The following is a 19,760-nucleotide window of genomic DNA, read 5'->3' as shown; positions in this document are numbered from 1 at the left end:
ACTATAGCGACGCTTCGTCTTCTGTAGCGGACGGGATGCCCGCCAGGCGGCCGCGGCGGCCGAGCAGGAAGCGCTTGAACGCCGCCACCGGCGCCGTGTCGGGGCGCCCCGCGGGCCAGGCCACGCCGATCTGCCGGGCGGCGCGCGGCGCGGTCACCGCCAGCTCCCGCACCTCGGGGCGCGGCACGGTCGGCGGCGGCAGCAGCGCGACGCCGAGCCCGGCCGCGACGAGGCCGCGCAGCGTCTCCGGCTCCTCGCCCTCGAACGCGACGCGCGGCCGGAAGCCCGCCTGCTCGCACAGCGCCTCGGTCAGCCGCCGCAGCCCGTACCCCGGCTCCAGCGTGACGAACGGCTCGTCCGCCGCCTCCGCGAGCCGCACCCGGCGGCGCCCGGCGAGCCGGTGGTCGGCGGGCACGACGAGGTGCAGCCGCTGCTCGTCCAGGCGGCGCGTGACGAGGTCGGGCGCGTCCGGCACGGGCGAGGTGAGGCACAGGTCCAGCTCGCCCGCGCGCATCCGCTCGATCATGTCCTCGCCGTAGCTCTGCACCAGGACGAAGCGCACGCGCGGGTGCTCCTTGCGGAACTCGCGCAGCAGGCCCGGGACCGTCTCCGGGCCCATGGTGTGCAGGAAGCCGAACGCGACCTTGCCCGCCGCCGGGTCGGCGTCGGTGCGGACGGCCTCGGCGGCCCGTTCCAGCTCGGCGAGCGCCCGTTCCACGGCCTGCGCGAAGTCGCGGCCCGCGCGGGTGAGGGAGACGGTGCGGCCGTGGCGGGCGAGCAGGGCGAGGCCGAGGTCGGCCTCGAGGCGGGTCATGGCCCGGCTGACCGTGGACTGGGGAACGCCCAGGTCACGGGCGGCCTGGGTGACGTGCTCGTGCCGCGCGACGGCGGCGAACTGCGCCAGCCGGGGGCTCAGCAGCGTCGCCCAGGAGTCGGGCGCCAGATCCGCTCTGCCCGATGTGACCGTTGTTACGCCGATGTCGTTCTCGTTGCCCGGTGATGACATGCCCGCCCCTCAGCTCCGCTTATGCACCAGCGCATGAATCATGGCAGATCCATGCATTGGACGCATCGATACGGGCGATCTACGTTTGCCGCATGCCCACCGCAGCAAAGGGGGTGGCCGCCACCGCGACCGCCGCCGCCACGCCGTTGCCCACCACCCCTTCACACGTGCGTACACGCATCAGCCTCGCCCTCTTCGCGATCGGCGTCGCGACCTTCGCGATGCTCTTCTCCACCCAGGCCCTGCTCCCCGGCATCGCGGACGGCTTCGGCGTCCGCGCCGACCAGGCGAGCTGGACCGTCTCCGCGACGACGATCGGCCTCGCGGTGGCCGTGCTGCCGCTGAGCACCCTGTCCGAGCGCTTCGGGCGGCGCCAGACGATGACGGCCTCGGTCGCGGTGGCCGTCGCGCTGTCGGCCGTGATCCCGTTCGCGCCCGACCTGACGACGCTGATCGCGCTGCGCGCCCTCCAGGGCGCGGCGATCGCGGGCATACCGGCGTCGGCCACCGCGTACCTGGCGGAGGAGCTGCACGCCCGGGAGACCGTGGGCGCGATCGGCCTGTTCATCGCGGGCAACAGCGTGGGCGGCATGACCGGGCGCGTGATGACCGGCTGGGTCGCCGAGGGCTTCGGCTGGCGCGCGGCGCTGGGCGCGGTCGCCGCGCTCGGCCTCGTCTCGGCGGTCGTCTTCCGCCTGCTGCTGCCCCCGGCGCGCAACTTCTCCCCGGCCCCGCTGCGGCCCCGGCTGGCGCTGCGCACGGTCGGCGGGCACCTGGCGCGCCCGCTGCTGGTCCGCCTCTACACCATCGGCGCGCTGCTGATGGCGGCGTTCAGCGCGGTGTACACGGTGATCGGCTTCCGGCTGACCGAGGCGCCGTTCAACCTCTCGGCGGGCCTCGCCGGTTCGGTCTTCGTGATCTACCTGGTCGGCACGGTCTCGTCCGGCTCGACCGGGCCGATGCTCGACCGCCTCGGGCGGCGCGGGGCGCTGTACGCGGCGATCGGCACCGTCTCCACGGGCCTGGTGCTGAGCCTGTCGGACAGCCTGGCGCTGGTGCTGGCCGGTCTCGTGCTGATCACCGGCGGCTTCTTCTTCGGCCACGCGGTCGCCTCCGGCTCGGTCAGCAGGACGGTGACGCACGGCAGGGCGCAGGCGTCGGCGCTGTACCAGGTCGCGTACTACCTGGGCGCGAGCGCGGGCGGCACGGCGGGCGCGGTCATCTACCACGCGGGCGGCTGGACGGGCCTGGTCGTCTTCGCCCTCGCGGCGCTGGCGGCGACGGCGGCCATCACGCTGTACGCCACCCACCGCGCGCACCGCGAACGCCGGGCGCTGGCGACGGCGGCCTGACCGCCCCCGCCCCGTTCACCGCACGGAACACGGCAGTCACCAGGGGGCCCGCCACCGGCGGGCCCCCTCCCGCGTCCGGTCACCGGTCAACGATCACGTGCCGGTTGTGGGCGTGCGGCGGATGCGGGATGGTCATGGGGTGGAGATGCAGCAGGCCCTCGATACGCCCCCCGCCGAGACCCGCCCGTCCCTGCGGCAGCGGGCCGTGGGGCCCTGGTCCGGGCTGCTGCACTCCCTCGGGCTCGCGGCGCTCGTGGTGACCGAGTGGCTGCACCACCACCTGCGGACGACCGACCCGGGCTCCCTCGCGATCGACCCGTACGTGCGCGATGTCGCCACCGCCACCGGGGACTTGCGCGAGTACGGCGCCTACGGGTGGGCCACCGACCTGTTCGAGGCGGCCTCCCTGGGCGAGGGGCGCGCCGGGCTGTGGACGGCCGTCTACGTGGCGCTGCTCGTGCGCCTCAACCGCAAGGGCCCGGCGCGGGCGCAGCACACGCTGTCGATGCTGGCCGGCGCGTACTGCCTGCTCGGCTTCCTGGCGTCGCTGCCGCTGCTGGTGCCGCTGGGCGCGGGGGCCGTGTTCCTGCCGGGGCTGTGCGGCGCGCTGGTGTGGGCCGTGACGCGCTGAACCGGCCGCCCGTCAGCCCGCCCACTCCCCCGTGTACTCCATCGTGCACACGAGCGTGCGGCCCCCGTCGACGATCCAGTACCAGTACTCGGTGGGGTCCCCCTCCGCGCGGGCGCACAGCGGCCCCGTCATGTCGGCGGGCGCCTCCTCCACGCCGCTGATGTGCAGCACGGTGTCGTACCCGTCGGGCAGCGTCCGCGCGTCGCACTCGACGACGCTGAGCAGCCCGGCGCGCATGCCGTCCTCCTGGTCGGTGGTCTGCCCGAGCATGCAGTAGCCCGTCTCGAACTGCCGCTCCAGGCACAGCGCGACGGTCTGCACGCCCCAGGTGTACGACCAGAAGCTCCGGCCGGGACCCTCCGGGCAGTCGGCCGCCTGGGCGAGGACGTCGGTGACGAGGACGTACGCCGTGGCCTCGTCGCACGGGACGCGGGACGGCAGTTCGCTGCTCCACGCGCCGGTGCCGGTGTCGTGGACGGACAGGCAGTCGCCCGTGCGCACCGCCTCGAACGCCTCCCCGGTCGGGTCGGGCGGCGGCTCCGGGCTGTGGCTCGGCGCGGGGGCGGGCGCGGGCGGCCCGGCGGGCGGCGCCGAGGGCACGGACGACGGCAGTGCGGCGGAACCGCCCCCGCCCACGGCGTTCGGCAGGATCAGGGCGGCGAACGCGACAAGGGCGACGACGAGCAGCCACACACCACTGCGCCCCTCGTTGTTCACGCTGCCTGCTTACCCTTCACACCACGTCCTGAAGCCCACGGGACCCGCCGCCCGTGCGCCCGGCATGTGCCGCCGCGCTCACGCGGCGCGCCGCCCGTCGCGCCACACGGCGCGCACGCGGTCCCCGAGCCCGGCCGGGTCGAGCCGTTCGCCGTCGAGGAGGACCAGGTCGGCGCGTTTGCCGGGGGCGATCTCGCCCCGGTCGTCGGCGAGTCCGAGCAGCCGGGCCGCCTCCAGCGTGGCCGCGCGGAACGCGCCCGCCGCGCCGAGGCCGCCGGGACCGGCGAGGTGCGCGATCTCGTCCAGCACGCGGTCGTGCGGCGTGACGGGGTTGTCGGTGCCCATCGCGATGCGCACGCCCGCCTCGGCGGCGAGGCGTACGGACGCGCGGTGCGCCTCGGCGTTCTCGCCGGGCGCGGACTGGGTGACGGACAGGGTCGGCACGTACCAGGTGCCCGCGTCCGCCATCGCCGCGACGGCCGCCTCGTCCAGGAACACGCCGTGCTCGATGCTGCGCGCCCCGGCGCGCGCGGCCTCCTCGGCGGCGCGCGCGCCGTGCGCGTGCACCATCACGCCGCGCCCGCCCTGCCGTTCGGCCTCGTCCACCAGCGCGGCCATCTCCTCCGGCGTGATCTGCCGGTCGGTGACGCCGCGCCCGGCGGCCATCGAGCCGGTGGCGGTCACCTTGAGCCAGTCCGCGCCGGCGCGCACCATGCGGCGCACCACCGCGCGTGCGCCGTCCGCGCCGTCGAACACCGGGTCGGGCAGGGAGGGATCGCCGAAGAAGTCCACCGGCCCGACACGGTGGTTCCAGTGGTCGCCGATGCCGCCCGTCGTGCAGATCTGCCGCAGCGACACCAGCAGGTCGGGGCCCTCGATCCAGCCTCGCCGCACGGCCATCCGCGTCCCGGCGTCCGCGCCCCACGCGTCGCGCACCGTCGTCACGCCGCGCCGCAGCAGCGTCCGCAGCACGGGAACGACCGACAGCGCACGCGCCGAACGCGGCAGGCTGAACGTCTCCTCGCGCGACGCCGCAAGCGCCACGTGCGTGTGGCAGTCGATGAACCCCGGCACGATCAACTGCCCCGCGCAGTCCACCGCCTGGTCACCGTCGAGCCCGGGCCCGACCCCGGCTATCCTCTCCCCCTCCAGCACGACGTCCGCCCGGGAGACGGCGCCCGACCCGGCGTCGAGCACGGAACCGCCCCTCAACAAGACGCGGCGGGGAGCGGCGGATGTCTCAGTCATGTGCTGCCTCTCGGGGACCTCTCACCACGAGGTCCCCGGAGGTTCAGACCCGTTCGAGGATCACCACGGGAATCTCGCGGGTCGTCTTGCTCTGGTACTCGTCGTACTGCGGGAAGATTTCCGCCATCCTAGGCCAGAGCCGCGCACGCTCCTCGGGCGTCGCCGTGCGGGCGCGGGCGGTGAAGCGGTCGCCCCACACCTGGACGCGCACCTCGGGGTCGGCCGCCAGGTTGAGGTACCAGGAGGGGTGTTCCGGCCTGCCGCCCTGGGAGCCGACGACGACGTACGCGTCCCCGTCCGTGCCGTAGATCAGGGCGGTCCTGCGCCACTCACCCGAGGTGCGGCCCTTCGTGGTGAGCAGCAGGGTCGGAACACCGTTCCAGTCGTGCCCGTCACGCCCGTCGGTCTCGACGTACCGGCGGATGTGGTCGGCGACCCAGGCGGTGGGACTGTCATGCACAGGGGCATTCTCGTGCGCCACGACGCACTCCTCTCGACCCTCCCGACAGTACTCCCGCCGGGGCGGGGCCCCGCGTCGCTCGCACGGCCCGCGTCAACTTCCTTCCCGCTTCTCACGGTTGGGGTGAATGCCGCGTGCCGTGTCAGTGTGAGCTGCTATACACGGAGCGTAAGCACCGCACGCATCACGGGGGAGCTGGGGACATGGCGACGACCGACGGCACGCGACCGCCGCAGGGGACGGAACCGCGACCCGCCGAGGACCATCCGCCGGGCCACCGGCTCAGCGGACCGGCGGCCGCGCTGATGAACGCGGCGGGGTTCGGCGCCGGATACCTCTGGGCGGGCCTCGGCGCGTTCGCCTTCCTGTCGTGGTGCGTGACCGTGCCGCTCGTCCTGGTGGCGAACGCGGTCAACGCCTCGGACACGCCCGCGTTCTGGGTCCCGGTGTATGCCCTGTGGCTCGGCCTCATGGCGCGCGGCGGCTGGAAGTGGACGCGGGACCGGCGGGTGCCGAAACCGGCGCGCGTCGCGGCGCCGCGCCGCCCGTGGGTCCCGGTGGCGGCGGGCGCGGCGCTGCTCGCCGTGGTCGCGACCGGGCTCGTGCTGTTCCGGGCGGCGCCGGGCAGCGCGTTCGCCGAGGGGCAGGAGGCGCACGCGGCCGGGGACTGCGAGGCGGCCCTACCGCACTACGACCGCGCGACGCGCGTGCGGTACGAGTTCACGCTCGCGGGCGCCATCGGCGACGCGCGGGCGGAACGCGCCCACTGCGAGGCGCTGTTGACGGCCGCCGAGCGCGAGGCGACGGACGGGGCGACGGAGGCGATCGACGCGTACCAGGCCTACCTCGACGGCTACCCGGGCTCCCCGACCTGGCGCGACGCGCCCGCGCACGTCGCCGGCCTGCGGCTGGCGCACGCGGACGCCCTCGCGGCGGACGCCCGTCACCTCCAGGCCGTGGAGGCGTACGGCGCGCTCACCGCGCACCAGCCGGACACCGACGAGGCCGCGCTCGTCCCCGGGCGGCTCGACCGCCTCTTCGCGGAGGGCACGCCCGCGCTGGCCGCCGGTGACCTGTGCGCCGCCGTGGACGAGCTGGCGCCGTTCGCCGCCCTGGGCGAGGACTCGCAGCTGCCCGAGGCGGCGTACCTCGCGGACCGCGCCGGGGAGGAACTGCCGTCCGCGCGCTACGGCTGCGGCGAGCGGCAGCGCGACGACGGCGACCACTGCGCGGCCATGGACACGTTCGCCGGGATCGGCGGGACACGCGCCGAAGAGGCGGCGAACCGCGCCCGCTTCGACTGCGCGGCGGCCCGCGCGGACGACGGCGAGCACTGCGCGGCGCTCGACACGTACGCCGACGTGGCGGGCGAACTGGCCGACCGGGCCGCCTCCCGCGCACGGGACGCCCGCTACGACTGCGCCGAGGAGGCGTACGGGGCGGAGGACCTGGACCGCGCGGAGGAACTGGCCCGCCAGGTCGCCGACGACGACGGCGCACAGGCGGAGGACGCGGCGGACCTGCTGATCGCCATCGAGATCAGCCGCATCGCACGCGACGGCGCGACAGGCGAACTCCCCCCTCCCTCGGCCTCGGGCGGCGCACCGGGCGGCACCAGCGAGGTGACGATCTGGAACGCGTCGGGCGAAGACCTGTCGATCCTCTGGACGGGCCCCGAAACCGGCAGCATCGACCTCCCCGCAGGCAGCGACGACACCTCCGCCTGCTACTCAGACGCCCTGCCGTCCACCACACTCTCCCTCCCCCCAGGCGACTACACAGTGGTGGCCCGCACACCCTCCGACCCGTCCATCAACCCCTTCGCAGGCGACTGGCCCATGACATCCGGCACCGGCTACCAGAACTGCTTCTACATCAGCTTCTTCGGCTTCTGACCCCACCCACACCACCGAGGCGGTCAAGGCGGACGCCTCCGAGGAACCACGGTCTTCGCTTCGGGCCGCTTGGCCTCCGACAGAGCCGCCACGACCGAAGCCCCGCCTCGCCGTGATGGGCGGGCGGGGCTTGTGTGTTGTTGTTCATGTGGGGGCCCAGAGGCAGAGTCCGTCGGGGGTGTGGGCGATGCCGTAGGTGCCGGACGGGGGGCCGTTCAGCTGGGGTGTGCTGGCTGCGCGTCCCCGGAGGACTTGGGCGTGGACGGTGCCACCGTGGTCGCGGAGGCTGAGCCACCACGGCCGCCGGGTGCGGGCGGCGTCGATCAGGGCGTCCACGACGGGTACGGCTTCCGCCCGTCCCCAGGCTGTGAGTGTCTCCCGCACCCATTCCCGGGCGGCCCCGACGTCATCCGCCCCTCCGCCGCCGGGGAAGAGCCGGTCGGCGTACGGGCGGTGGTTCACGGCTGGTGGTCCGGGACGGCGGCCCACAGGGCGGCGACGGCCGACTCGGCCTCGGACGCGGCGGCGCCCCGCTCCCGCTCGTCCACGGTCCTGGACGCCGCCACCGCGACGGCGGGGAACAGCCGGTCGGACACGGCCTTCAACTGCGGCGCCTCACCCAGCCCGGCCAGCAGCACGACGAGGTCGCGCGGCACGACGTCCGGCCAGTAGTGCATCCCGCCCCACGAGTCGGACGGGTGCGCGACCAGCGGCACGAGCCGCTCCGAGACACGGCAGTCACCACACGCGTGATACGCCCACCCCGGCCCGGACCCCGTGGCCACAGCCGCCACCGCGACCAACCCGCCATCCGTCGCCTCGCAGTACATACAGAACGGCCCCACCAGACTCACGCCCCCTCCTCCCCGGCGTCCGAACGCAGCGGACGCGGCGTGTATCCGGGCACCGGTCCTTCCAGCCCCGTGATGACGGTGATCTCGGGGGCGGGGTCGCGCACCGGAGCAGGGGCGAGGGCAGGCTGCTCACCGGGCCCCCGCCACGCGGGCCATCCCACGGTGCCGGTGTCGTTCAGCGTCTTCGACGGCTCGGCCATCGTCGCCTCCTCCTTGCAGCACAGACGACCTGTGGGAAGAGAGCGTCCCCGCTGTCGGGATTCCACGGCCATGTCGCGCGCCGTATCACCTCGGCCACTTTGGGGTGACATGTCGTCCCGCCGGAGCCTCACATGGGTACCGTCTGTCCCTCATCTCCCACGCTCCGTGGAGGGAGAGGGCAGACTCGCTGGCGGTGCCCCTGTCCACATGTGCAAGAGGAGGCGGAATGGAAAGGTCGCTGCTCCAACAGCTGGTCCGCAGGCGCGGTTGGACCTTCAGCGGCTTCCAGCGCGCCTATGAACAGGCAGCGCGCGAGGTGGCGGTGCTGGAGAAGGACCCGGCGATCGCGACCGCCAGTGTGGCCGAACAGACCTTCCGCCGCTGGACCGCCGGTTCGGTGCGTACGCTGCCGAACCCGCCTGCTCCGGCGATCCTGGAGCACCTCCTCGGACGACCGGCCGCCGACCTGCTCGGCCCGCCGGAGGAGACGGCACCCCAGCCCATGGAACCCGCGATCGACGAGAGCGAGATCAGGATGACCGCACGCGACGCCGCCGACCACGCCAGCAGCGCCGCTTCCCAGGCGCTCCCGGAGCTGACACTCGACCAGTTGGAGGACGACGTCCGCGCCCTGGCACGCGACTACATCCACACCTCACCCGCCGAGTCGTACCGCCGAGGTGCCGAACTGCTGCACATCGCACAGGCGATGCTCGACCGCACCCAGCGACCCCGCCAACGGGAGCGCCTGTACCTCCACGCAGGTGCCATGGCGGCCTTGATGACCAGTGCGGGATTCGACCTCGGTTCACTGTCGTCCGCCGTCCAACTCGCCCGTACCGCCGCCCTGTACGGCGAGGTGATCGACCACGGCCCGCTTCAGGCCTACGCGCACGGCACCCTCGCATATCTCGCCTACTGGAGTGGCCGACCGGGAGATGCCGTCCGACTGGTCGCCACCGCACAGCGGTTCGGCGGCCTCGGTGATACGGCGGCGGTGCGGCTCGCGACCATCTCCGGACGCGCACACGCCCACCTGGGCGACACCAGGACCGCTCAGCAGGCGGTGCGACAGAGCGTCGACACCGACTCCGGCCGCCGCGACGAACTCCACGACGGCATCGGAGGCGAATTCGGGATGCCGCCGGAGCGAGCCGCCATGTCGAACGCCACGACGCTGCTGCTGACACACGACGGGCCGGGGGCAGAGGAGGCAGCGCGCCGTGCGCTGGACCTCATGGACGCGCAGGCCGCCGACCAGCCCGGGGTACGGGGCAAGGCCGCCGCCGACCTTGCCAGGGCCCGTCTGCTCCGCCGGGACCTGGACGGTGCCGTGCACGCGGTGGAACCCGTACTGGCTCTCGGCTGCGAGTGGCGGACGCTCGGCCTCACCGAGCGGGTCTCCGGCCTGCGCGCGGACCTGGCGCACAGCGAACTGCACGACGCCGTGGCGGCACGACAACTCGGCGATCAGCTCGAAGCGTTCACCTCCGGTGTCCCGTCACGCGCCCTCGGATCGGCGAAAGCGCTCCTGCCCGGTGTCTGACCGGCCGAGACCGTATGCCGCGAGGATCGCCGTCTCCTTCTCCGGCGAAATGCCGTGGTCCTGCCAGCGGGGGTGTTCCACCGCTCGGCCTCCGGCGCGCAGCCAGTTCCACGTGTCGGCCACTGTGGTGGACAGGGGGCGGCAGTGGAGTCCGGCTGTGTGGGCGGCGGTCGCGTCCACGGCCCAGGCGCCGGGCGCGGTGCGCCACAGCGGCAGTTCCGTCCACTGCCGCACGCCGTGCCCGGCCAGGAAGTCGGCGGTGACCCACCGCAGTTCGCCGGTGCTGCCGGTCGTGTGCAGGCAGGCGTCGAGGAGGCCGCCCATCGTCTCCCGGCCGGTCGGCGCGGCCAGGTTGAACGCGCCGCCGGTCGCGGTGGCGGCCTGGTCGAGCGCGAAGCGCGCCACGTCCCGCACGTCGACGGGCTGGATCGTCTGCTCCGGGGTCCCGGGGGCGAGGATGGCGCCGCCGCGCTCGGCGCGGCGCAGCCACCACGGGAGGCGGCCCACGTACTCCTCCGGGCCGAGGATGACACCGGGCCGCAGGATCACCGAGCGGGCCCCGCCGAACGTGGCCAGCACGGCCCGCTCCGAGCCCGCCTTCTGCACACCGTAGTAGGCGGCCGGCGACCTCTCGCGCCCGAAGTCGTCGTCCGCGTCCGGCGGCGCGTCCAGCAGCGGAGAGCCTTCCGTCAACGGCTCCTCTGGCCAGCCCGCGTACGCGTTCACCGTCGACACGTAGACATACCGCCGGGCCACGCCCTCCAGCGCCCGGGCACCCGCCAGCACACGCCGGGGCGCGAAGTCGGCCGAGCTGGTGTCCACCACGGCATCCCAGGACCCCGCGTCCGCCAGCCGTTTGAGATCCTCCTCAACCGTCCGGTCCCCACGCACCGCCCGCACCCCCGGCACATCACCGCCACTGCGCCCCCGGTTGAACGTCGTCACCTCCCAGCCACGCCCGAGAGCCTGCACCGCGAGAGCACGCCCCAGAAACCAACTGCCGCCCAGCACAAGAATCCGCATGCCCGGATACTGCCCCGCCCGACAGCCCCACCTCCACCGTGCAACGAGCCGACAACAGCCGATTCGGCATGCTCCCCACGATTGGAGTCGGCCGTGGGAAAGCATCTCGGCCAGTTGTCACCATCGCGCAGGCCGCGTGCGGTCACCGCCGTGACGTTGTCCGACAAGCAAGCCGAGTGGGGCGAGTTCAACGAGTACGTCGGCGACGAGGTGCGCCTGCACGACATCGGTGCTCGCCTCTGCCACTACCTCGACAGCGCGGACCTGGTCGTGGCGATGGGAGGCGGGGTCGGAACCCTGCACGAACTGACCGCCGCGCTGTACTACGCGAGTGTCATCCGCCCCGTCCCTGTCTGGATCACGGGCACCACCGCACTGCGACTCCTGGCCTTCCTCAAGCATGAGAAGTGGCTGTTCGAGACGCCCACCCGGCGTCTGGACTTCCTCAGTCCGATCGGTTCGGCGGCGGAGTTCACCGCCAGGCTTCGCCTCCTGACCGGTCGAGCGGAGGACGGCGCATGACCCTCACCACCGCGCGTTCCCTGGCGGCACGAGTCGCCGAGACGGCCTGCGTCAGCGATCGGTTCATCCTGCCGGACGGCCGTGTACTGGACTCCTACTTCGACGAGTACCGCCTGGCGGCCGACCCTCGGCTGCTGCGCGATGTCGCCGACGCGATGGCCGCCCTCGTCCCCGAGGACGCGGAGGTGCTGGCGGGAATCGAGCTGGGCGGCGTCCCGCTGGTCGTCGCCCTCTCGGCCGCGACGGGACTGCCGACCGCGTTCGTCCGGCGGCTGCCCAAGCGTTACGGCTCCGCGCGACAGGTCGAAGGCGCCGACGTCGAAGGACGCCGGGTCGTCCTGGTCGATGACGTGGTCCGCTCCGGCGGGCAGTTGCTGGCCATGACGCGGATACTGCGGATCGCCGGTGCCCCGGTCTCGGACGGGCTCTGCGTACTGGAGAGGCCGTGCGGCGGACGGCTGCTGCTGCATGGACACGGCGTGACGCTGCGGCCGCTGTTGACGGAGGCCGACCTTCCCTCCGGCGGAGCGGCACCGTGACAGGCGCGGTGCTGTTCGACATGGACGGGGTACTGCTGGACAGCAGGGAAGCGGTGCTGGCCACTCTCGCCGGGATCGCCACCGCCGCTCTGGGGCGCCGGGTCGCCATCACCGACCTGCCCCGGGCCGCCGCGACGACTCCCCGGACCGAGGTGCTGGCCGGGCTCGGTGTCCGCAATCCCGACGCGTTGTGCGCGACCTGGTGGGACCCGGCCTTGGCCACCGCCGCCACCGCCTTGTTCCCAGGGGTGCTGGACGGACTGGCGGCGATCAAGGATGCCGGGATCGCGACCGGCTTGGTCACCCTCCAGAAGCGCGGCCGGTTGCCCTGGCTGCTGCCGCCGGGCGTCCTCGCGCTGCTGGACGTGACCGTGTGCCGTGAGGACGCCGCGCCCAAACCCGCCCCGGACGGCGTCCGGCTCGCCCTGGCCAGGCTCGGCGTCGGTCCCGCCGAGGCGGTCTTCCTCGGCGACACCCCTGGGGACGTACGGGCCGCGCTCGCCGCCGGGGTCACCCCCGTCGGGGCCGGATGGGGGTACGCCGGGGCCCAGGCCCTCCGTGACGCGGGAGCCGCCGTCGTGCTGCACGATCCGGGCTGGATCGGGCCCGGCCTGCTCGGGCATCGCGTCACGGCTCCGGCGCGGTAGGCGATCATGGTTGGACACGCGCTACAGTCGGTGGTGCGGCGGATGCCCGTGGACGGATGGTCCGCCGCGTCACCAGTGTGATCGACGGATCTGGAGTCACGGTGCGGCCCATGGGGGCGCGAGCTATCTGCGTCGAGCCGGAGAACTGAGAAGCCTCTCAGTCCTGGTCCTCGGCCCGGCTCGGCGTGCGATCTTCCCCCATCACCTGTCACGACTCCTCCGTGAGGCCATGCCGTCATGCGCTCGACGCAGATCCGTCAGACGTTCACCGATTTCTTCACCTCCCGCGGCCACCGCCTGGTCCCCTCCAGCCCACTGGTCCCGGACGACCCGACGCTGCTGCTGGCGAACGCCGGGATGAACCAGTTCAAGCCCTACTTCCTGGGCGAGACCACGCCCCCGTACCCCAGGGCCACCTCCGTCCAGAAGTGCGCCCGCACCTCCGACATCGAGAACGTCGGCCGCACCAACCGGCACGCGACGTTCTTCGAGATGATGGGCAACTTCTCCTTCGGCGACTACTTCAAGGAAGACGCCATCGCCTACGCCTGGGAACTCCTGACCTCGGGCTACGGGCTGGAGAAGGACAGGCTCTGGATCACCGTCTTCGAGGACGACGACGAAGCGGAGCGCATCTGGCGCCGCGTCGGTGTCCCCGCCGCCCGTATCCAGCGGCTCGGGATGGAGGACAACTACTGGTCCATGGGCGTCCCCGGCCCGTGCGGGCCCTGCTCCGAGGTCAACTACGACCGCGGCCCCGCCTTCGGCGAGGAGGGCGGCCCGGCCGTCGACGGTGAACGGTACGTCGAGATCTGGAACTTGGTCTTCATGCAGTTCCAGCGGGGCGAGGGCGACAGAAAGGGCGACTTCCCCATCCTCGGTGAACTCGCCCGGAGAGGCGTCGACACCGGCCTCGGTCTCGACAGGCTCGCCGCGATCCTCCAGGACGTCCCCAACGTCTGCACCACCGACCTGCTCTCCCCCACCTTCGACACGGTCCAGCACCTCGCCGGACGGGCGTGCCCGCCCGACGGCGAGGAGAAGGTGTCCTTCCAGGTCGTCACCGAACACGCCCGGTCCATCGCCTTCCTGATCGCCGACGGGGTGCTGCCCGCGAAGGACGGCCGGGGATACGTCCTGCGACGCCTGATGCGCCGGGCGATCCGCCACGCCCGCCTGCTCGGCATCGACGGGCCCGTCCTGCGGGACACGACTGCCAGCGTCGTCGGCAACCTCGGTGACGTCTGGCCCGAACTCGTCGGCCAGGCAACCCTGATCGAGCAGGTCGTCACCGCCGAGGAGGAGTCCTTCACCCGTACTCTGACCCAGGGCACGCGACTGCTGGACTCGGCGATCCGCCACACCCGGACGACACGCTCGGCCGTCCTCCCGGGCGAGACCGCCTTCGAACTCGCCGACACCTACGGCTTCCCCCTCGAACTGACCGTCGAGGCGGCCCGCGACGCCGGGCTGACCGTCGACGAGGACCGCTTCGCCGCGCTGCTGGACGAGCAGAAGAGGCGCGCGAGGTCAGGCGGCAAGGCCAGGACCGCCGAGGCACTTCGGGCGATGGACACCTACCGCGAACTCGCCGCACGCCTGCCGCGCACCGAGTTCGTCGGCTACCGGACGCTGAGCGCCGAGGCCACCGTCACCGGCATCGTCTCCGGCGGTGCGGTCACCGACAGCGTCGGCGAGGGCGGCGACGCCGAAGTGGTGCTGGACCGTTCACCGTTCTACGCCGAAGCCGGTGGTCAGATCGGCGACACCGGCACGCTGACCCTGCGCGACGGCTCCCGCCTGCACATCACCGACACCCGCTACGGTCTGGACGGCTTCCGCGTCCACACAGCCCGCGTCGTCGAAGGCGGACTCCGCACCGGCTCGGTCGGCGAGGCGGTCGTGGACGCCGACCGGCGGGCGGGCCTGATGCGTTCACACTCGGCCACCCACATCCTGCACGCCGTCGTCATGGCGACCCTCGGCGACCACGCCCGCCAGCGGGGCTCCCTCGTCGAGCCCGACCGGCTGCGTTTCGACTTCGCGCACTTCGCGGCGCTCACCCCCGACCAGCTCGACCGGATCGAGAACGCCGTCAACGGCCACGTGCTCGACGACCCGGACGTGCGGGCCTGGCACGCCGACCGCGCCGAAGCCGAGGCCGCCGGAGCCGTCGCCCTGTTCGGCGAGAAGTACGGCGACACCGTCCGCATCGTCGACATCGGCGACTTCTCGCGGGAACTCTGCGGCGGCACCCACGTCGCCCACGGCTCCCAGATCGGCACCTTCCGCCTGCTCGGTGAATCCTCCATCGGGGCAGGCCTGCGTCGCGTCGAAGCCCTCACCGGCCACGGCGCCCTGACCCACATGGACACCGAACGGCGCCTGATCGCCGAACTCACCGCCCTGCTCGGCACCCGGCCCGCCGACGCCCCCACCGTCCTGCGCGAACGCCTGGAAGCCCTCGCCACCGCCCAGGACGCACTCACCCGGGCGAGGACCGCCGAACTGCGCGAGCAGGCCACACGCCTCGCGGCCACCGCCCGGCCGTCCGGGGCCGGACGAGTCGTCGCCCGGACGGTCACCGGCACCACGCCGGACGAACTGCGCACGCTCGCCCAGGAGACGGCCGCCCGTCTCGACGAGCCCGCCGCCGTCGTCCTCAGCACCGAACGGGACGGCAAGGCACTCCTCGCCGCCGCCGTCACCCCCGGCCTGCACCACGACGGTGTCCAGGCCAGCCAGTTGCTGACCGACGCCGCCCGCCTCGTCGGCGGCGGAACGGGCGGCCACGGCCCGGTCGCCGGCGCGGGAGGCCGCCGCCTCGAAGGCCAGAGCGCAGCCCTCACGACCGCCACCCAGGCGGCCCACCGGTTCCTCGGAGGAAGCTGAGCGGCAGAGACGTTCGCCGACTCCGGCTCAGGACGCGGCGGAGAGAACGAGGTTCACGAGGCGGTCGGCTGCGTCGGGGCGGCCCAGTGTGCGGGCGGTTCCGGCCATCTGTGTGCGGCGGGTGGGGTCGGTGAGGAGGGGGTTCAGCGCTTCCTGGAGTGTCGTGGCTGTGATGTCGCCTGTCAGGGCCAGTGCGGCGCCCTGTTCTTCGAGCCAGCGCGCGTTGTGTGCCTGTTCGTCGCCTGCCGAGGTCGCCAGGGGGATGAAGACGGCGGGCCGTCCCAGGGCGGTGAGTTCGGCGATCGTCCCGGCGCCGCTGCGGGCGATCACGAGGTCCGCGAGGGCCAGGACGTCGGGCAGTTCCGGGCCGACGAAGCCGGTCAGGTGGTAGCGCCCGGCCAGGTGCGGCGGCAGGGCGGCCGTCCGGGCGCGCAGGGCCTCGGCGTTGTCGGGTCCGCACTGGTGGATCACGTTCGCGTGGCCGAGGAGCCAGGGCAGTACGTCCGCCACCAGGCCGTTGATCTGCTGCGATCCCTGCGCCCCGCCGGTCACGTAGACGGTCGGCAGCCGCCCGTCGAAACCGCGCAGGCCCAGTGCCTCGACGGCCTTCTCCGGCCGTCCGGTCAGGACTTCGGGGCGGACGGGGTTGCCCGTCACCACCGCCCTGGCGCGGGCGGCTTCCGGCAGCAGGGGCACGGTCGAGGGCGACGAGACCGCGATCCGGGTCGCCCGCCCGGCCAGCGTGCGGTTCGCCAGGCCGAGACGCACCGTCTGCTCGTGCACGACCAGCGGCCTGCCGCACAGCCGCGTCGCGGCCACCCCCACCGGAACGGCGACGTACCCGCCGGTGGCCAGCACCACGTCCGGCCGGAACCGGGAGATCAACGACCGCGCCTGCGCGATCCCCAGCGGAACCCGCGCCATGTCCCGCACATTGGCGGGGGACAGCATCTTCAGCGGATTCCTCGCCCGGCGGATCTTCCCCGTCGCCACCGACGCGAACGCGATCCCCTCCGCGGACGCCACCCGGGACTCCAGCCCACCGGCGGTCCCCACCCACAGCACTTCCAGCGCCCGGCCCTCCGCCGCGAGACGCTCCCGCAGGCAGCGCACCGCCGTCAGCGCCGGATACGTGTGACCACCCGTCCCGCCACCCGTCACCATCAACCGGAACACAGCCACCGCACACTCCTCCATCGACCGAGACGCCGAGCCTCCCACAGGCTGACGGGTGTTCAGGCCCGGGTCAGATGCCGAGGATCAGTTTGGCTGTCGTGAAGTAGATGACCAGGCCCGTCGCGTCCACCAGGGTGGTGACCATGGGGGCCGACACCACTGCGGGGTCGATGCGGAGTTTCTTGGCCAGCAGGGGCATCGTCCCGCCCACTGTCGAGGCCCATGCGCAGATGACGACGAGAGTGATCGCCACCACGGCGGCCACGTCCACGTCCACGAAGAGTGAGCCGACGACGAAGCCGAGTGCCGCCAGCATCGCGCCCAGGAGCAGGCCCGTGCGGCATTCGCGCCAGATGACCTTCAGCAGGTCGGAGGTCCGCACCTCGCCGACCGCCAGGGCGCGGACGGCGGCGGTGGCGGCCTGGGCGCCGGTGTTGCCGCCGGTGCCGATCAGCAGCGGGACGAAGAGGGCGAGCTGGGTGACGGCCTCCAGTTCGCCCTCGTACAGCTGGTTGACGGAGACGGTCATCGTCGCCGCGACCAGCAGCAGCATCAGCCACAGCATGCGCGTGCGCGACAGCTGGAAGACGCTGGCCGACATGTAGTGCCGCTCCAGCGGCTCGGAGCCCGCCTGGCGCGCGACGTCCTCGCTGTCCGCCGCCTCGATGACCTCGAACGCGTCGTCGCTGGTGAGCAGGCCGACGAGGCGCTGTTCGCTGTCCACGACGGGCAGGTCGAGCACGTTCGTCTCGCGCATCAGGCGGGCCGCCGTCTCGGCCGGTTCGGTGGCCTGGGCCATGGGCGGCTCGGTGACGACGAGGGCGGAGACCATGGCGTCCGGCTCGCTGAGGACGAGTTCGCGCAGCTCCACGATGCCGGTGAGGCGGCGGCCCCGGTCCACGACGGGGAGGGTGTAGATCGTCTCGGCGCGCGCGCCCCGCAGCCGTACGACCTCCAGGGCCTGGCCGACCGTCAGGTCCTGCTGGAGCGCGACCGTCTCGGGCGTCATGTAGCGGCCGACCGAGCCCTCGGGGTAGCCGAGGAGCGCGGCGGTCATCTGCCGTTCGTGCGCGCTCAGTCCGGCCAGGACGCGCTGGGCGACCTTGGCCGGGGCCTCCTTGAGCATCCGGGCGCGGTCGTCCGGGTCCATGCCCTCGACGAGGTCGCGGAACGCCTGGTCGCGCAGCCCTTCGAGGATCTGCTGCTGGTCGACCGGGTCGAGTTCCTCGAAGACTTCGAGGGCGCGGTCCTTGTCGAGCAGCCGGAAGGTGATGACGGACTCGACGGCGTCCATGCGCGCGATCTCGTCGGCGATGGCGTACGGCGGCTGGGTCTCCAGCCATTCGAGCGCGCCGGCGAGGTCGTGCTCCTCCAGCAGCGCGGGCAGGTGCGTCATGACGAGGGAACCCCCGGGGATCGGAAGACGGGCACGGACATCCGAGGTACGCGCACACGCCTGCCGGCCCGGGTGGTACGGATCTCACCCGGGCGAGGAGGCGTGGCGCGGGGGATGACTGGGAGGTTCACTGCGCATCGCAGCATCACCTCCCGCCGTGTCGTTCCGCCGAAACCGTTCTTCAGGGTACTAGGCATCGGGCACGATCATGGCAGGCCGGATGCCACATACCGGACATCACGGGCCACGAGGTGCCGCTCGTCACCATGAACGTCCCGTAGGCGGGAGTGAACGCCCGGTAGCGCGCGCCCGGCGCCCGCGCCGGGGCGTCAGGCCAGCCGGTCGAGCACCGTCCTGCGCGGCCCAGGCGACTCCTGCCCGACCGCGATGACGTCCCCTTCGAGGGCGGCCAGCGCCGCGTCGAAGCGCTCCGGGGTGTCGGTGTGCAGCGTCAGCAGCGGGGCGCCCGCCGTCACCCGGTCCCCCGGCTTGGCGTGCATCTCGACACCGGCCGCCGCCTGCACCGGGTCCTCCTTGCGCGCCCGGCCCGCGCCGAGCCGCCAGGCGGCGAGCCCGACGGCGTACGCGTCCAGCCGCGTCAGCACGCCGCTCGCGGGCGCGGTGACGGTGTGGGTCTCCCTGGCCACCGGCAGCGGCGCGTCCGGGTCGCCGCCCTGCGCGGCGATCATGCGGCGCCAGCGGTCCATGGCCGAGCCGTCCTTGAGGGCGCGCTCCGGGTCGGCGTCGGTGAGCCCGGCCGCGTCGAGCATCTCGCGGGCGAGCGCGAGGGTCAGCTCCACGACGTCGGCGGGGCCGCCGCCCGCGAGGACCTCGACGGACTCGCGGACCTCCAGGCCGTTGCCCGCCGTCAGGCCCAGCGGGGTGGACATGTCGGTGAGCAGCGCGACCGTGCGGACGCCGCTGTCGGTGCCCAGCTCGACCATGGTCGCGGCGAGTTCGCGCGCGTCCTCGAACGTCTTCATGAACGCGCCCGAGCCGACCTTGACGTCGAGGACGAGCGCGCCGGTGCCCTCGGCGATCTTCTTCGACATGATCGAGGACGCGATCAGCGGGATCGACTCGACGGTGCCGGTGACGTCGCGCAGCGCGTACAGCTTGCGGTCCGCCGGGGCCAGGCCCTCGCCCGCCGCGCAGATGACGGCGCCGGTGTCGCGCAGCACGGTCATCATCTCGTCGCCCGACAGCCGCGCCCGCCAGCCGGGGATGGCCTCCAGCTTGTCCAGCGTGCCGCCGGTGTGGCCGAGGCCGCGCCCGGACAGCTGGGGGACGGCCGCGCCGCAGGCGGCGACGAGCGGGGCGAGCGGCAGCGTGATCTTGTCGCCGACGCCGCCCGTGGAGTGCTTGTCGGTCGTCGGCAGCGGCAGGGCGCCGAAGTCCATCCGCTCGCCCGAGGCGATCATCGCGGCGGTCCAGCGGGCGATCTCGGCGCGGTCCATGCCGTTGAGCAGGATCGCCATGGCGAGCGCGGACATCTGCTCGTCGGCGACCTCGCCGCGGACGTACGCGTCGATCACCCAGTCGATCTGCCCGGGGGTCAGGGCGTGGCCGTCGCGCTTGGCGCGGATGACGGAGATGGCGTCGTGCGTGTGCATGCGCAGTAGTTCCTTAATAAGGAGGGGCCTTGACCGGGGCGG

At 73.3% G+C, this 19,760-nt stretch carries 18 protein-coding genes; 8 read left to right on the top strand and 10 right to left on the bottom strand.

Annotated elements, in window-relative coordinates; translation table 11 throughout:
• Position 1 precedes the first annotated feature (1 nt).
• A complete protein-coding gene (locus ACIBPC_RS28640; RefSeq protein ID WP_362967797.1) occupies positions 2-1,006 on the bottom strand; it encodes a LysR family transcriptional regulator in 1,005 nt (334 codons plus the stop codon).
• Positions 1,007-1,098: 92 nt separating this feature from the next.
• Here ACIBPC_RS28640 and ACIBPC_RS28635 point away from each other — a divergent pair, with 92 nt between their 5' ends.
• A complete protein-coding gene (locus tag ACIBPC_RS28635; protein WP_362967796.1) occupies positions 1,099-2,358 on the top strand; it encodes an MFS transporter in 1,260 nt (419 codons plus the stop codon).
• Between the two features lie 139 nt (positions 2,359-2,497).
• On the top strand, positions 2,498-2,989 hold the full coding sequence (locus tag ACIBPC_RS28630) for a hypothetical protein (protein ID WP_362967795.1): 492 nt from the start codon (positions 2,498-2,500) through the stop codon (positions 2,987-2,989).
• A gap of 12 nt (positions 2,990-3,001) precedes the next feature.
• Here ACIBPC_RS28630 and ACIBPC_RS28625 read toward each other — a convergent pair whose 3' ends face one another.
• From ACIBPC_RS28625 to ACIBPC_RS28615, 3 genes are all read right to left on the bottom strand, one after another.
• Positions 3,002-3,706, bottom strand: a complete 705-nt coding sequence (locus ACIBPC_RS28625; RefSeq protein ID WP_398848631.1) for a hypothetical protein — start codon at positions 3,704-3,706, stop codon at positions 3,002-3,004.
• A gap of 78 nt (positions 3,707-3,784) precedes the next feature.
• Entirely contained in the window at positions 3,785-4,954 is a 1,170-nt protein-coding gene (locus tag ACIBPC_RS28620) for an amidohydrolase family protein (protein ID WP_398848629.1), read from the bottom strand.
• Between the two features lie 43 nt (positions 4,955-4,997).
• Positions 4,998-5,414 carry a nitroreductase family deazaflavin-dependent oxidoreductase gene (locus ACIBPC_RS28615; RefSeq protein ID WP_362967792.1) on the bottom strand — a complete coding sequence of 139 codons (417 nt, stop codon included), beginning with the start codon at positions 5,412-5,414 and terminating at the stop codon, positions 4,998-5,000.
• 203 nt (positions 5,415-5,617) lie between these two features.
• On the opposite strand from ACIBPC_RS28615, the gene ACIBPC_RS28610 reads away from it, so the two are divergent.
• Entirely contained in the window at positions 5,618-7,309 is a 1,692-nt protein-coding gene (locus ACIBPC_RS28610) for a hypothetical protein (RefSeq protein WP_398848627.1), read from the top strand.
• Positions 7,310-7,767: 458 nt separating this feature from the next.
• Here the strand turns inward: ACIBPC_RS28610 and ACIBPC_RS28605 are convergent, their stop codons facing one another.
• Positions 7,768-8,025 carry a hypothetical protein gene (locus ACIBPC_RS28605; RefSeq protein WP_398848625.1) on the bottom strand — a complete coding sequence of 86 codons (258 nt, stop codon included), beginning with the start codon at positions 8,023-8,025 and terminating at the stop codon, positions 7,768-7,770.
• A gap of 134 nt (positions 8,026-8,159) precedes the next feature.
• The gene (locus ACIBPC_RS28600) at positions 8,160-8,363 is read right to left on the bottom strand and encodes a hypothetical protein (RefSeq protein WP_362967789.1); all 204 of its coding nucleotides are present in this window, start codon (positions 8,361-8,363) and stop codon (positions 8,160-8,162) included.
• 227 nt (positions 8,364-8,590) lie between these two features.
• Between ACIBPC_RS28600 and ACIBPC_RS28595 the strand changes: the two genes are divergently transcribed.
• Positions 8,591-9,910 (top strand): hypothetical protein, encoded by a 1,320-nt coding sequence (locus ACIBPC_RS28595; RefSeq protein WP_398848622.1) that lies wholly within the window; start codon positions 8,591-8,593, stop codon positions 9,908-9,910.
• Here ACIBPC_RS28595 and ACIBPC_RS28590 read toward each other — a convergent pair.
• Complete coding sequence (locus ACIBPC_RS28590) at positions 9,866-10,933, bottom strand: NAD-dependent epimerase/dehydratase family protein (RefSeq protein ID WP_398848620.1); 1,068 nt, start codon at positions 10,931-10,933, stop codon at positions 9,866-9,868. The two genes, ACIBPC_RS28595 and ACIBPC_RS28590, sit on opposite strands and share 45 nt — an antisense overlap.
• A 93-nt stretch (positions 10,934-11,026) precedes the next feature.
• Here ACIBPC_RS28590 and ACIBPC_RS28585 point away from each other — a divergent pair, with 93 nt between their 5' ends.
• The 4 genes from ACIBPC_RS28585 (at position 11,027) to alaS (ending at position 15,533) form a co-directional block, all read left to right on the top strand.
• Positions 11,027-11,455 (top strand): LOG family protein, encoded by a 429-nt coding sequence (locus ACIBPC_RS28585; protein ID WP_398848618.1) that lies wholly within the window; start codon positions 11,027-11,029, stop codon positions 11,453-11,455.
• Entirely contained in the window at positions 11,452-11,994 is a 543-nt protein-coding gene (locus ACIBPC_RS28580; RefSeq protein ID WP_398848616.1) for an orotate phosphoribosyltransferase, read from the top strand. Before ACIBPC_RS28585 ends, ACIBPC_RS28580 begins: the two co-directional genes overlap by 4 nt.
• On the top strand, positions 11,991-12,641 hold the full coding sequence (locus ACIBPC_RS28575) for an HAD family hydrolase (RefSeq protein ID WP_398848614.1): 651 nt from the start codon (positions 11,991-11,993) through the stop codon (positions 12,639-12,641). The genes ACIBPC_RS28580 and ACIBPC_RS28575 overlap by 4 nt, the downstream gene beginning before the upstream one ends.
• Before the next feature lie 237 nt (positions 12,642-12,878).
• The gene (alaS, locus tag ACIBPC_RS28570; protein WP_398848613.1) at positions 12,879-15,533 is read left to right on the top strand and encodes an alanine--tRNA ligase; all 2,655 of its coding nucleotides are present in this window, start codon (positions 12,879-12,881) and stop codon (positions 15,531-15,533) included.
• 27 nt (positions 15,534-15,560) lie between these two features.
• On the opposite strand, the gene ACIBPC_RS28565 is transcribed toward alaS, so the two are convergent.
• From ACIBPC_RS28565 to ACIBPC_RS28555, 3 genes are all read right to left on the bottom strand, one after another.
• On the bottom strand, positions 15,561-16,730 hold the full coding sequence (locus ACIBPC_RS28565) for a UDP-N-acetylglucosamine--N-acetylmuramyl-(pentapeptide) pyrophosphoryl-undecaprenol N-acetylglucosamine transferase (RefSeq protein ID WP_398848612.1): 1,170 nt from the start codon (positions 16,728-16,730) through the stop codon (positions 15,561-15,563).
• Positions 16,731-16,779: 49 nt separating this feature from the next.
• A complete protein-coding gene (gene mgtE, locus ACIBPC_RS28560) occupies positions 16,780-18,105 on the bottom strand; it encodes a magnesium transporter (protein WP_362968365.1) in 1,326 nt (441 codons plus the stop codon).
• Positions 18,106-18,434: 329 nt separating this feature from the next.
• Positions 18,435-19,718, bottom strand: coding sequence for a thymidine phosphorylase (locus ACIBPC_RS28555; RefSeq protein WP_362968364.1), 1,284 nt, complete (start codon positions 19,716-19,718; stop codon positions 18,435-18,437).
• Positions 19,719-19,760 lie beyond the last annotated feature (42 nt).

Source organism: Streptomyces sp. NPDC049879 (assembly GCF_044461265.1).
GTDB lineage: Bacteria > Actinomycetota > Actinomycetes > Streptomycetales > Streptomycetaceae > Streptomyces.
The sequence above is the reverse complement of the archived record's forward strand: the minus strand, read 5'-3'. Positions and strand labels throughout refer to the sequence as shown.

Coding starts and splice junctions, on each gene's coding strand:
- alaS (WP_398848613.1), top strand. CDS start 12,879: ATGCGCTCGACGCAGATCCGTCAGACGTTCACCGATTTCTTCACCTCC.
- ACIBPC_RS28610 (WP_398848627.1), top strand. CDS start 5,618: ATGGCGACGACCGACGGCACGCGACCGCCGCAGGGGACGGAACCGCGA.
- ACIBPC_RS28640 (WP_362967797.1), bottom strand. CDS start 1,006: ATGTCATCACCGGGCAACGAGAACGACATCGGCGTAACAACGGTCACA.
- ACIBPC_RS28580 (WP_398848616.1), top strand. CDS start 11,452: ATGACCCTCACCACCGCGCGTTCCCTGGCGGCACGAGTCGCCGAGACG.
- ACIBPC_RS28565 (WP_398848612.1), bottom strand. CDS start 16,730: ATGGAGGAGTGTGCGGTGGCTGTGTTCCGGTTGATGGTGACGGGTGGC.
- ACIBPC_RS28600 (WP_362967789.1), bottom strand. CDS start 8,363: ATGGCCGAGCCGTCGAAGACGCTGAACGACACCGGCACCGTGGGATGG.
- mgtE (WP_362968365.1), bottom strand. CDS start 18,105: ATGACGCACCTGCCCGCGCTGCTGGAGGAGCACGACCTCGCCGGCGCG.
- ACIBPC_RS28595 (WP_398848622.1), top strand. CDS start 8,591: ATGGAAAGGTCGCTGCTCCAACAGCTGGTCCGCAGGCGCGGTTGGACC.
- ACIBPC_RS28555 (WP_362968364.1), bottom strand. CDS start 19,718: ATGCACACGCACGACGCCATCTCCGTCATCCGCGCCAAGCGCGACGGC.
- ACIBPC_RS28620 (WP_398848629.1), bottom strand. CDS start 4,954: ATGACTGAGACATCCGCCGCTCCCCGCCGCGTCTTGTTGAGGGGCGGT.
- ACIBPC_RS28590 (WP_398848620.1), bottom strand. CDS start 10,933: ATGCGGATTCTTGTGCTGGGCGGCAGTTGGTTTCTGGGGCGTGCTCTC.
- ACIBPC_RS28635 (WP_362967796.1), top strand. CDS start 1,099: ATGCCCACCGCAGCAAAGGGGGTGGCCGCCACCGCGACCGCCGCCGCC.